Source organism: Pseudomonas sp. 10S4 (genome assembly GCF_034344865.1).
GTDB lineage: Bacteria > Pseudomonadota > Gammaproteobacteria > Pseudomonadales > Pseudomonadaceae > Aquipseudomonas.
On record NZ_CP133774.1, the window covers coordinates 5,600,767 to 5,612,868 of the forward strand.

At 58.1% G+C, this 12,102-nt stretch carries 9 protein-coding genes and 2 pseudogenes; 5 read left to right on the forward strand and 6 right to left on the reverse strand.

Translation table 11 applies throughout. The features are described 5' to 3' along the window. The first annotated feature begins 77 nt into the window (after positions 1 to 77). The 3 genes from RHM58_RS26310 (at position 78) to RHM58_RS26320 (ending at position 2,490) form a co-directional block, all read left to right on the forward strand. Positions 78 to 689, forward strand: a complete 612-nt coding sequence (locus RHM58_RS26310; RefSeq protein ID WP_322268638.1) for a Yip1 family protein — start codon at positions 78 to 80, stop codon at positions 687 to 689. A 34-nt stretch (positions 690 to 723) separates the two neighbouring features. Next, on the forward strand, positions 724 to 2,070 hold the full coding sequence (locus RHM58_RS26315; protein ID WP_201255180.1) for a cation:proton antiporter: 1,347 nt from the start codon (positions 724 to 726) through the stop codon (positions 2,068 to 2,070). 129 nt (positions 2,071 to 2,199) lie between these two features. Beyond that, positions 2,200 to 2,490, forward strand: a complete 291-nt coding sequence (locus tag RHM58_RS26320) for a hypothetical protein (RefSeq protein WP_322268639.1) — start codon at positions 2,200 to 2,202, stop codon at positions 2,488 to 2,490. Between the two features lie 99 nt (positions 2,491 to 2,589). Here the strand turns inward: RHM58_RS26320 and RHM58_RS26325 are convergent, their stop codons facing one another. Together RHM58_RS26325 and RHM58_RS26330 are read right to left on the reverse strand one after the other, a co-directional pair. Then, positions 2,590 to 3,126, reverse strand: a complete 537-nt coding sequence (locus RHM58_RS26325; RefSeq protein WP_201255182.1) for a hypothetical protein — start codon at positions 3,124 to 3,126, stop codon at positions 2,590 to 2,592. 83 nt (positions 3,127 to 3,209) lie between these two features. Then, positions 3,210 to 5,132 (reverse strand): hybrid sensor histidine kinase/response regulator, encoded by a 1,923-nt coding sequence (locus tag RHM58_RS26330; protein WP_201255183.1) that lies wholly within the window; start codon positions 5,130 to 5,132, stop codon positions 3,210 to 3,212. Between the two features lie 156 nt (positions 5,133 to 5,288). On the opposite strand from RHM58_RS26330, the gene RHM58_RS26335 reads away from it, so the two are divergent. Beyond that, the gene (locus RHM58_RS26335; RefSeq protein ID WP_322268641.1) at positions 5,289 to 6,041 is read left to right on the forward strand and encodes a type 1 glutamine amidotransferase domain-containing protein; all 753 of its coding nucleotides are present in this window, start codon (positions 5,289 to 5,291) and stop codon (positions 6,039 to 6,041) included. Here RHM58_RS26335 and RHM58_RS26340 read toward each other — a convergent pair. The 3 genes and pseudogenes from RHM58_RS26340 to RHM58_RS26350 all read right to left on the reverse strand — a co-directional run bounded on the left by RHM58_RS26340 (position 6,022) and on the right by RHM58_RS26350 (position 10,982). Further along, positions 6,022 to 6,931: pseudogene (locus RHM58_RS26340) on the reverse strand (zeta toxin family protein). The gene RHM58_RS26335 and the pseudogene RHM58_RS26340 sit on opposite strands and share 20 nt — an antisense overlap. A 174-nt stretch (positions 6,932 to 7,105) precedes the next feature. After that, positions 7,106 to 9,382 (reverse strand): ATP-dependent DNA helicase, encoded by a 2,277-nt coding sequence (locus tag RHM58_RS26345; protein ID WP_322268643.1) that lies wholly within the window; start codon positions 9,380 to 9,382, stop codon positions 7,106 to 7,108. Then, positions 9,379 to 10,982 (reverse strand): annotated as a pseudogene (locus RHM58_RS26350) (VRR-NUC domain-containing protein). The gene RHM58_RS26345 and the pseudogene RHM58_RS26350 overlap by 4 nt, the downstream one beginning before the upstream one ends. A 263-nt stretch (positions 10,983 to 11,245) precedes the next feature. Between RHM58_RS26350 and RHM58_RS26355 the strand changes: the two are divergent. Further along, positions 11,246 to 11,470 (forward strand): YgdI/YgdR family lipoprotein, encoded by a 225-nt coding sequence (locus RHM58_RS26355; protein WP_201255186.1) that lies wholly within the window; start codon positions 11,246 to 11,248, stop codon positions 11,468 to 11,470. Positions 11,471 to 11,578: 108 nt separating this feature from the next. Here the strand turns inward: RHM58_RS26355 and RHM58_RS26360 are convergent, their stop codons facing one another. Then, positions 11,579 to 11,944, reverse strand: a complete 366-nt coding sequence (locus RHM58_RS26360) for a hypothetical protein (RefSeq protein ID WP_322268645.1) — start codon at positions 11,942 to 11,944, stop codon at positions 11,579 to 11,581. Between the last annotated feature and the right edge of the window lie 158 nt (positions 11,945 to 12,102).

The window sequence follows — 12,102 nt, forward strand, 5'->3', positions numbered from 1 at the left end:
TTGAACCTGCTACCAACTCCAGAACTCAACTCTTTATAGGCGTGCCATTGGTGTGCCTTAGATATCTGGAGGTCGTCATGTCCGCACCTATTATCAAGCTGTTTACCCAACCCAACTTCGCCTGGACGGATATTCGTCACGAGGAGGAAGAGCATCCACGCCACTACCTCGCACATTTGGTGCTGCTCGCACTGATCCCTGCTGTGTGCCTGTTTATCGGGACCACCTATGTCGGCTGGAGCCTGGCCCAGCACGAAACAGTGAAACTCAGCCCTGCCAGCGCGCTGCAACTCTGCGGGTTGTTGTACCTGACCATCCTGGCCGGCGTGGCGCTGATGGGATTGTTTATCCGCTGGATGTCACGCACCTTCGACGCCCGGCCCACGGTCAATCAATGCATAGGCTTTGTTGCCTACACCGCGACGCCGTTTTTTATCGCGGGTTTCGCCGGGCTGTACCCCAGCCTTTGGTTGGGGGTCATAGTGCTGGCGGCCGCTTGCGCCTACGCGACGTTCCTGTTGTTCGTTGGCCTGCCGACCTTTATGCACGAGCGCAAGGAACAGGGCCTGTTGTACGCAGCCAGTGTCTGGGGCGTCGGCCTGCTGGTATTAGTGACCATTCTGGTCGAGATGGTATTGCTGTGGTCGGTCGTGTTAGCGCCTGAATACCTGCGCGCGACCGTCGGTTGAGCCGACGAATGCAGCCACCCAGCGAGAGTCCGGCATGAGTTTCATTGTGTGGTTGGCAGTGTTGGGCGCGGTGCTGCTGACGCTGGCGCTGACCTCGTCGTACCTGCGCTGGATGCCGGTGACCACCTCGGCAGTGTGCCTGGTGCTGGGGATCGCCATCGGCCCGGCGGGCCTGGATTTGCTCAAGCTCGACATCAAGGACGCCGCAAACTGGATGGAGCACCTGACGGAAGTCGCGGTGCTCTTTTCGCTGTTTGTCTGCGGACTCAAGTTGCGTCTGCCGCTCAGGGATCGCAAATGGCGCGTCGCATTCGGGCTGGCGGGGCCGGTGATGGTGCTGACCATCGCCGGTGTTTGCCTGTTGCTGCATTACGGCTTGGGCCTGGCGTGGGGCCCGTCGATGCTGATCGGCGCGATTCTGGCACCGACCGACCCGGTATTGGCGTCGCTGGTGCAGGTTAACGATGCCAAGGATTACGACTCGGTGCGTTTCGGGCTTTCGGGTGAGGCCGGCCTGAACGACGGCGTCGCGTTTCCTTTCGTCATCCTCGGCTTGTTAGTGTTGCAACAGTCCGGTGACTCCAACACCTGGCTCACTGACTGGGCCCTGAAAAGCCTGTTGTGGGCGGTGCCTGCCGGGTTGCTGATCGGTTACTGGATGGGCCACGGCATCGGTCGGGCGACCTTGTCGATGCGCATCCGCAATGCCGACAGCACCTTTTCCCCCAATGATTACTTGACCCTGGCGCTGATCGCGCTGGCCTATGTGGCGGCCGAGTCGATTCACGGCTACGGTTTTCTATCCGTGTTCGCCGCAGGTTTGGGATTGCGCCAGGCCGAGGTCAAGTCTACCGGCGACACCCAGACCCCGGCCGAGCAACTGGTGCAACCGGTGGTCGGTCATCAGAACGTCGAGCCCGAGGCCGCCGTGCATGGCGATCTAGAAAACCTGGAAGACTCTCAGGTCGCGGCCGGCATCATGATGGGCGACATGCTGGCCTTTGGCAGTCTGGTGGAACGGGCCATGGAAGTGTTTCTGGTGACCTTGCTCGGGGTGGTACTCGTGCCGCACTGGGACTGGCGTGCCCTGGTGATTGCGGCGGTCCTGTTTTGCGTGATTCGCCCACTGAGTGTGTGGCTGATGCCCTGGGGGCGATTGCTCGACGGGCGGCAACGCTCATTGATCGGCTGGTTCGGGATTCGCGGCATTGGCAGTTTTTATTACCTGTTCTATGCCTTGAACCACGACCTGACCCCATCGGTGGCAACCCTGTGCACCGACCTGACGCTGTCAGTGGTGGCGTTGAGCATTTTGATTCACGGTATCAGTACTCAGCCGATGCTGGCCCGCTATGAACAGAGAAACCATCAGGATTCCTGATTTCTTTTTACGATAGCTCCCTAAGTATCTATCCATTTTCCAACTTCAAAAGAATGAAATTCCTTTAGGCGTAAGCAGTCACAACCTTATCCAGCCCCACGTGGCTCCCCCGAACGGAAGGTGAACGCAATGAAGTACTACTCGGCTCCGGTACACACCCAGGCTTGCCGCGATTTCGCGCTCGAATGTAATCGTCAATTGTTCGAAGAAGCGCAACTGCTTAACCAAGCGGCTTTTGAACTGCTGGATAAGGCCGAGTTGGATGCCGAGGTGTTTGCCCATTATCAGGCTCTGCGCTGCAAGGCTGATCTGAAGTTTGAGGAAGCCATCGACCACCTGCGGCTGATTGAGGAAGAGTTTTCAACGGCGTCTGTGCTGCATTCGAAATCAGTGGATGGCGGTTTCGATTCATGGGTTTGAACCGCTGAAAAGATCGCAGCCTTCGGCAGCTCCTACATGGGAATGCGTACACCATGCCGGAGCTGCCGAAGGCTGCGATCTTTTGATCTTCTTGAAAGGTCAGGCCCCGGGATTGGTGACCTGAATGTAAAACGCATAGCTGCCCAACAAAACCCAGAACGTCGCAAAAATCCACGGCGTGCGCACCGAAAACAATAGCGACTTGCGATAGCCCTTGTGACTGGATTCCGTTTCACAGAACAGCGGCGATTCATCGTAGGCCAAGCCAATCAGCGGTTCGCTGCGCAGCAATTGGCTTTGCTTGAAGTGCCAGTGATCGATGATGTCGTACGCCGCACGAATGCCCGGCCAGGCATTGAGTGAGCTGAGCAACCCCAACAGCGCCAGAAACGGCGGCACCACCAGGGTGAACAGCTTGCCCCACTCGGGGTTGAGATTGGACATGCTCGATGCGAAGGCAATCACCAGGAACGATTGCGCGGCCAGATACGCATCGGTGCGGTTGGCCACGATGCTGGTTTCGTACTGGATTTCCCGGCGATAGAAATCCAGGCGTTCCTTGGGCGAACCGAACATCTTGGCGTTGTGTTCGGTCAGGGCCTCTTCGGCCACGGCTTCAGTCAGTATTCTCGGCACGACGTTCTCACACAGCGGAAAACGTTTAGAAGAGACCTTAGTTGGCAAAGTTCAGACCGATTGCCCGAGCGTTAGCCCCTCCGTTATTTCATCGCCTGGCTGATGATTTCCACCAGATTGAGTTGGGTAAACGGCTTGGAAAGACGCGGAAGTTCCAGCAAAAAGCCTTCCAGGCGCTCGGCATAACCGGTGGCGAGGATGATCGGCAAGTCTGGCTTGAGCAGACGAATTGCGTGCGCCAGTTGCGCACCGTTCATTCGCGGCATGGCCATGTCGGTGATGACCAGATCAATCGCTTGACCGCTGTCGAATGCTTCCAGCGCCTGAGCGCCGGATGCCGCGCTGATCACCCGGTGGCCCAGGTCTTCAAGCAGCAGGCTGGTGCTGGTCAGCACCAGGCTATCGTCATCCACCACTAGCACGCTCAGTCCGGGCACCGGAAGCATGGCTTGCACTACAGGCGTCAACCTGGGCACCGCGCCGGCCGTGGCGACAGGTAACCAGAGTTCAGCGCAGGTGCCCTGGTCCTTCTGGCTCTTGAGGATGAATCGCCCACCCAATTGCTCAATAAAGCCGTGAACCATCGACAACCCCAGGCCTGTACCCTTGCCGACACCTTTTGTGGTGAAAAACGGATCGGCGGCTGATGCCAGCGTGTCCGGGTCCATGCCCTCCCCCGTGTCGGTAACGCTCAGGCAAACATATCGGCCAACCGGTAAAGAGGAACGGGCAGGATCGCTGACCTCCTCAATCCTGGCGCTGATGACAATCTTCCCGCCATTGGGCATGGCGTCACGGGCATTGGTCGCCAGGTTCAACACTGCCAACTCAAGTTGATTCACGTCGGCCTCGGCGGGTTCGAGGTCTGGCGCAAAGTTGGTTTCGATTTTCACCGAGGGCCCCAGGGAGCTGCGCAACAGCCCGGTGATCCCTTGCACCAGGGCAGGGATCTCGACGGATTCGGTCTTGAGTTCCTGACGCCGGGCAAAGGCCAGCATGCGCTGGGTCAGGGAAACGCCGCGCATGGCGCCTTGGGTGGCGTTGTCCAGCAAACGAACGATTTTCGGATCGTCCCCCATACGTTTACGGACGATTTCCAGGTTTCCGAGAATCACCGTCAACAGGTTATTGAAGTCGTGGGCAATCCCGCCGCTGAGTTGGCCGATGGCCTGCATCTTCTGCGCCTGGAACAACGCTTCACGGGTTTGCTCAAGGGCCTGTTGGGCCTTCGTCACTTCGGTGATATCACGAGTGATCTTGGCGAAACCGAGCAACGTGCCCGTCTCACCCCAGATCGGATCAACTACGACGTGAGCCAGGAACTGCGTACCGTCCTTACGCACACGCCAGGCCTTGTTTTCGAATTTTCCTTCACGCTGCGCAGTTTCCAGTGCCCGTTGCGGCTCACCGGCTTCACGGTCCTCAGGGGTGTAGAACATCGAAAAATGCTGGCCAATGACTTCTTCGGGCCGGTAACCCTTGATGCGCTGGGCACCGAGGTTCCAGTTGGTCAAGCGCCCGTGCGGGTCGAGCATATAGATGGCGTAGTCGGTGACGCTTTGGACCAGCAAGCGAAATTGCTGCTCGCTTTGCTTGAGGGTTTCTTCGGCCATTTTGCGGTCGGTCAGGTCCCGGGTGATCTTGGCAAAACCCAGCAACGTGCCTGACGGGTCGAGAATCGGGTCAATCACCACGTGGGACCAGAAGCGCGTGCCATCCTTGCGAACCCGCCAGCCTTCACCCTCGAAACGACCTTCGGCAATGGCCGTATCCAGCGCTCGCTGGGGCTTGCCGGCAAGACGATCCTCTTCGGTATAGAAACGCGAGAAATGCTGGCCAAGTATTTCTGCTTCCTCATACCCTTTGAAACGTCGGGCGCCGGAATTCCAACTGGTGATAATGCCATCGGGGTCGATCATGTAGATCGCATAGTCCACCACCGCATCGATCAGCATCCGCAATCGGCTGTCCTCGATAGCATTTGCTTTGGTTCGATCATCACTCATTGATCTCTCCGGCATTATTATTTTATGGAGTATGCGACAAACCACAGGATAGGACAGCCGCAATAACCAGGCTTTGGAAAGTCGCAGTGGAGTGATGGCCACAGACCACCTATTCTCGATGCCAACCGCCGCGCCAGGCCAAGGAAGAAGCTCTCGATGATTCTGATTCTGTTGCCCAATTGCGATTACGATCCGACTGAAAGCAGTGTGCCCTGGGAGGCCATGCGCCAGGCGGGCGTCGAAGTGCGTTTTGCAACGCCCGAGGGGTTGCCTGCTTACGCCGACTCGCGTTTGGTGGACATCGGATTCGGCCTGTTGAACCCGTTCCTGATGACGCGCAAACCCGACCTTGCCAGCTACGCCCGAATGATTGAGGACGAGGCCTTCAATCAGCCATTGGCCTACGCCGATGTCGACCCGAGCCAGTTTGCAGGGCTGTTGATTCCCGGCGGTCATGCCCAAGGCATGCGCAGCCTGCTGGAGTCCGGGCAGGCCCGGCGTATTGCCCTGCACTTTTTCAAGACCGCGAAACCGGTGGCCGCTGTGTGTCATGGTGTGCTGTTGCTGGCCCGCACGCTTGATCCTGCTACCGGCCGCCCGGTGCTGGATGGGCACAAAGTCACGGCGCTGGTGGCCGGCACCATGGAGCTGCCGGCCTGGCTGATGACCGCACTGTGGCTGGGACGTTATTACCGGACTTACCGGCAGACCGTCGAAGCCGAGGTGTCGGCGGCCCTGAATAAACCCAAGGATTTCCTGCGAGGGCCACTGCTGGCCAAACGTGATTCGGCGGACAAGCCACAACACGGCTTTGTGGTCCGCGACGGTCAGTTGCTCACCGCTCGCTGGCCGGGGGACTGTCATCGCTTTGCCGCCGAATGGCTGCAGCTTATCGGTACACGTACTTGACGATGTAGGCGTACAGGTTCGTTGTAGACGAAGTCCGGGACTTGCTCGGCATAGGTTTGGGTCCTGGACAGTGCCAGGTGGCACTCCTTGACCATCTCGTCGCGCTCGCTCACCGAGAAGATGTGGTTGTTGATGATCGTGCCATACACACTGTCAGCGTAATGCGCGGTCACCGACGTCGTGGTCAGCGTTCCATCGGCGGCTTTGGTGTAGGTGTTATGCGCACGCAGGGTCCGCTCTTTCAAAGCGCCAAATCCACGCTCGTACAGAATGATTTGTGAACCACTGACGGCCTTCGCGGCCGTGTCGAAGGCCAGGATGATCGCCTGGGCATTGCTCATGCTGGTTTGCAGGGCTTGCAGATTGACGAACCTTTCCAGCTCCTGCTTTTCCAGGCTCCTGAGCGCTCTCTTGATGCTCGACAGGTGCGCGAATTCTTGATTGCAGCCGACGATGTGGGTTTCGAACTGATAGCCGGCGGCGGTCGCCGAAGGCGGGAAAGCTGCGAAGTCGATACTGTCGAACGCGCACTCCATGATGATGTTGTATTGGCTGGTGAACGCCTCGGTAAAGATCTTCGTGCCGAGCTCCCGGACGAAGGTTTCCGTATGTTCATACGCGTGCAGGACGCCGAGCGCGATCATGTCCGCGTACTGCGGGTGTTTTTCCCGGTATTCAGGCAAGTACAGCCGTACATAGTTGGTGTAGCGATTAGACGCCAGCAGGTTTTTTTCCAATAGCCAGGTTTTACCCGAGCCCTGCAGCCCTGCGACCACCAGCATCTTGGGAACAGGATCGGCTGTGATGTCTTTGAACAATGCAGTTTTGATTTCGGTGAACGCGGCAGTGATCTGCTCGGCGGTGTAGGTGTAGTTCGGTGCTTCTGACATACCTTGATTTCCTTATCAAAGAATCGGGTGAAAGTGATTGCCTGCCCTTTGAATAAAGTCTGCTTTCACCGATTGATCAAAAAGTGCTTTTTATCAAGATATGTCTATGTTTTTTAAAGAAAATATTCCTACGCAAAAGTCCGAAAAAACCGCCTTCCCGGCGATCTTTATTCCCTACCCCGCTACGCCTTGGCCGACGCCGACCGACCACCAACGCGGCAGCAATTGCTTGACCTTGCTGTCGCCAAACCGATCATCGATCAGCATCACCACGCCCTGATCCTGCTGGGTGCGGATCACCCGCCCGGCGGCCTGCACGACTTTCTGCACACCCGGATACAGATAGGTGTAGTCGTAGCCAGCACCAAAAATCGCTGCCATTCGGTGCTTCATCTGCTCATTGACCGGGTTCAGTTGCGCCAACCCTAACGTGGCGATGAAAGCGCCGATCAACCGGGCGCCGGGCAAGTCGATGCCTTCACCGAACGCCCCGCCCAGCACCGCAAAACCGACACCCTGGCTGTGCGTGGTGAATTGGTCGAGGAAGTCCTGGCGCTGACTTTCCGCCATGCCCCGGGACTGCGACCACAAGGTGATGTGCGGATGCCGCTCGGCCAACAACTGCGCCACTTGCTGCAAGTAATCGAAACTGCTGAAAAACGCCAGGTAGTTGCCGGGACGCTGGGTGAACTGCCGGGCGATCAGCTCGACAATCGGCCCGAGCGACGCCTGACGGTGGACGAAACGGGTCGAGATCTGGCTGACGATGCTGACCTGCAACTGGTCCGCGTGAAACGGCGACTCAACGTCGATCCAGACAGTGTTCGGCGGTGTTCCCAGCAGGTCAGCGTAATAATGCCGAGGGCTGAGGGTCGCGGAAAACAGCACGGTACTGCGCGCCGCCGTCAGGCGCGGGCGAATGAACCCTGCGGGCACCACGTTGCGCAGGCACAGCTGCGACAGATTGCGTTTGCGTTCAAGGTCACGCTTGCTGATGTCGAACAGGAACTGCTCATCGAACAGCTCCGCCACCCGGCCAAACTGCAGCATGTCGAAGTAGAAATTCTGTAACGCGCTGTCGAGCCCTTGAGGGTGATCGTTCAGGTAGTCGCCGATGCTCGCGCTGCACGAAGACAAGGCCTGGAGCAGTTTTTCCGGCGCCTTGTCGTAGGCCTGATAAGCGCCGAGTTTCAGGTCATGCAGGGCGTTCCATTCGCGATTGACCCGTTGCAGGGATTTCTTCAGCGCTTCAGGGGCGGTTTTGCGCACCGCGTTCAGGGTCGACTGATCGAGGCTGGCGCTGTACATCTGCCGGCCACGCTCCACCAGGTTGTGGGCCTCGTCCACCAGCACCGCGACCCGCCAGTTGTTGGCCTGGGACAAGCCAAACAACAAGGCGCTGAAGTCGAAGTAGTAGTTGTAGTCGGCGACCACCACGTCCGCCCAGCGGGCCATTTCCTGACTGAGGTAATAAGGACAAACATTGTGTTCCAGTGCGACTTCACGCAAGGCGCTCTGGTTCAACAGGCTCAACTGACTGGCGGCCTGACGCGCGGCGGGCAATCGGTCGTAGAAGCCCTGGGCCAACGGACAGGATTCGCCGTGGCAGGCCTTGTCCGGGTGTTCGCAAGCCTTGTCCCGGGCGATCATCTCCAGAATGCGCAATGGTGGCGCGTCGGCGCTGTCGAGGATCACCTGTGCCGCGTCCAGCGCCAGTTTGCGCCCCGGGGTTTTCGCCGTGAGGAAGAACACCTTGTCCAGTTGCTGCGGCGCCAGAGCCTTGAGCATCGGGAACAATGTGCCGACGGTCTTGCCGATTCCGGTAGGTGCCTGTGCCATCAGGCAACGGCCGGTGCTGACGGCTTTGAACACCGACTCGGCCAGATGCCGTTGCCCCGGACGAAACCCGGCATGGGGAAAAGCCAAACCCTGCGCCGCTAGATTACGGGCTTCGCGATGGGCCATTTCCTGCTCGGCCCAGTACAGGAACAACCGACAATGATGCTCAAAGAACGCCTCCAGTCCGGCAGCACTGAAGGCCTCGACCAGACAGGTTTCCTTTTCGCTGACGATGTCGAAGTACACCAGCGCCAGGTTGATCTGCGCCAGTTGCAGCTTCTGGCACATCAGCCAGCCGTAGATCTTGGCCTGAGCCCAATGCAACTGCCGATGATTGGCCGGTTGCTTGCTCAGGTCGCCGCGATAGGTTTTGACTTCTTCCAGGCAGTTTTGCCCCAGGTCGTAGCCGTCCGCCCTGCCCTTTACCTTCAACGTTTGATACGAACCTTCCAGCGCCACTTCGCTCTGGTAAGCGTCGTTGCGCCGGGACGCGACCGTGCGATGGCCGACGATGCCTTCCAGCGCGGTCGGTGACGGCGTGAAACGCAAGTCGAGATCACCGACCTTGGCGGTGAACTCACACAGCGCCCGCACCGCGATGCTGTAGCTCAAGCGCTCTGCTCCGCCCATTGCACGTAGCAGACGGCAATCGGCATCTGGTGTTCGTGGCAGAACTCGATCCAGCGCAGTTGATTGTCTTGCAGGCGATCGCCGGGGCCTTTGACTTCGATCATGCGGTAGGTCTTGTCCTGCGGCCAGAACTGGATCAGGTCCGGCATGCCGGCGCGGTTGGCCTTGATGTCCAGTAGCAAGCGGTCGAACCAGTGCTTGAGGTGTTCGGCCGGCAGGCAGTCCAGCGCCTGATCGAGTAACTCCTCGGTCAGCGCGCCCCAGAACACGAACGGCGACTGCACGCCCCACTTGGCCACGTAACGCTCGCGAATCGTCTGACGGTAACGCCCGTCGTCCAGTTCGGCGAGGCAGGCCTGGAACAGTTCGGCCCGGCGACCGTGAAAGTCTTCATTGAGCAAATCCACCGGCCCGCGCTGGAACGGGTGGAAAAACGCCCCCGGCAACGGCGCGAAAATCGCCGGCCAGCACAGCAAGCCGAACAACGAATTGATCAGGCTGTTCTCGACGTAATGCACCGGCGCTGATTCTTCGGCCAAGTGCGCCTGCACGTAGTACTCCACCGACAACGCCAGATCAGTTCGCAGCAGTTGCAGATCCAGGCGCTGCATGGCCCGAGGGGCTGCGCGTTTCATCGGCGGCCCGCCCAGTTTGCGCCGCAGCCTTGGCAACACCCGCAGCAATTGCTGCTGTTCGGCGGCGCTTTCCGGTGCTTGCTCTGCTAAGGCTGCCAGGTCCAGGGCCAACGAATACTCACCGCAACGCTCCAGCACCCGAATCAGCCGAAGGCGCGAGCCGGGATAAGCGCATTCACGGTAGATGGTCAGGGCATTGGCGAAATCGGCCACGCGTTCGCAATGCTGGCCAATCTGGAACAACAACTTGCCCCGGCGACGTTGCAACCAGGGATTACTCAGTGCCAAGGCGTTGATCTGCCGACGACGACGGCGACGTCTTCACCGACCTCGAACCGAAGCTGACAGTCGTGCAGGAACACGCAGGCGTCCACGTCTTCCCGGCAACGCAAGCCGCGGGATTCGGCGCAAAACTCGACTTTTTCATAGGTAAAGATACCGAGGTCCGCCAACACGAACTCCGACCAATCCTGGTAAAGATTGCCGAAGAACATCAAACGCAACCGATCACACAGCCCCATGATGGTCAGGCTGAACAGCCGATCATCCAGCATCGGACACCAGTCCTGGAAACTTCGGGATTCAGGAAATTGCTCGCTCAGCAGCGGCAGCCAATCGGTCTTCTTGCCTTTGGGCTGGTCGATGGCATGGCCCAGGCACTGGAGGATTTCCGCCTTGAGCAGCACATCAAACACGTCCTCTATGAACAATGGCGATTGCTCATCAATCCAGCCCAGTTCCAGCAACGGACCGGCAGCGCTGGCGATGTCACCGATCTCGACGTAATGCAGCTTACCGGCCCGGAAATGCAGGCCCTTGCGCATTACCATCCGCACCAGCAATGCCCGAGACTCACGGGGCAAGCGGTTAAATTCACGAATGAAGCGTTGTTCCTCGACACTCAATACATCGGCATAGCGATGTTCAAGCCAATCAAGCACTTGCATGAAGTTGTTCAAGTAATAGAACGGATCGTCGAGCGGGTTTGCAATCACAGGAAATAAGGGCCATGGCAAGCGAATACTGGTTATGCGTACAGATACCAGCTACGCCCTGTCCGGGCAAACGGAAAAGGATGGGCGGCGAAGCTAATCGATCATTTTTCGGGTAGGCATCGAACTTTCTACCGATCCATGGCACCAAACGCCATAGAGCAACAGTGATGACTGAAGCGGTCACACTGATTTTTTGAGCATCGTGAGAGGTATGTATGAACATCAAGACCCTGGGCCTGCCCCTGGCAGTCGCTGCTTTCCTGGCCCTGGCCGGTTGCGCGACGCCAACAGTGGTGACCCTGCAGAACGGCACCCAGTATTTGACCAAGGACATGCCGAAAACCAAGACCAAGGACGGCTTCTATGAATTCGAAGATATTTCCGGGGCGAAAGTGAAGGTCAATGCCAATGATGTAGCGACGGTTCGTAAACCAGACTGAGACTGTGTCATCGTTCTTCGCGGGCAAGCCTCGCTCCCACAGGGGACGTGTTTCAATCTGTAGGAGCGAGGCTTGCCCGCGAAGAGGCCTTTAAGAACGCCGCAAAACTTAGGGCATTCCCGGAATGCTGGTATCACAAACGATGTAGCGCTCACCGCGCTTGATCATCTGGTCACGCAGCTTCTGGCAACGGTCATATTCCTGCTGCACCGAATTGTCGATGCTGATGTTGCCGGTCACTTCAGGTTTTTTCCCGTCACCAAAACGGACAGTGGCCCAGGGCTGCTCCGGCTGGACATGAAAGAGGGTTTTCTCTTCGACGGGTGCTTTGGTTTCGATCACTGCCGGTTTCGGCAATTCATCTGGCGTCATGCCATAACGGCTCAAAATCGAGCTATGAGGCAGTTCTGCAGCGGCGTTTGCCGATAACACGGCCAAAGCCAACCCCAAGACATACCTCTTGCTGTTACTCACTTTCCTGAATCTCCTGTTTTCGATGGCGACATGCCGCTATTGCGTTATAGGGATAACGCACAATTGCGCGGATGCTTTAGTGCCGGTTCCTGTTGGTGCAGGTATTGGAGTCCAGTTTTGACCTTTGGGTCACGGTGACAGGCAGGTTTACCGTGTCA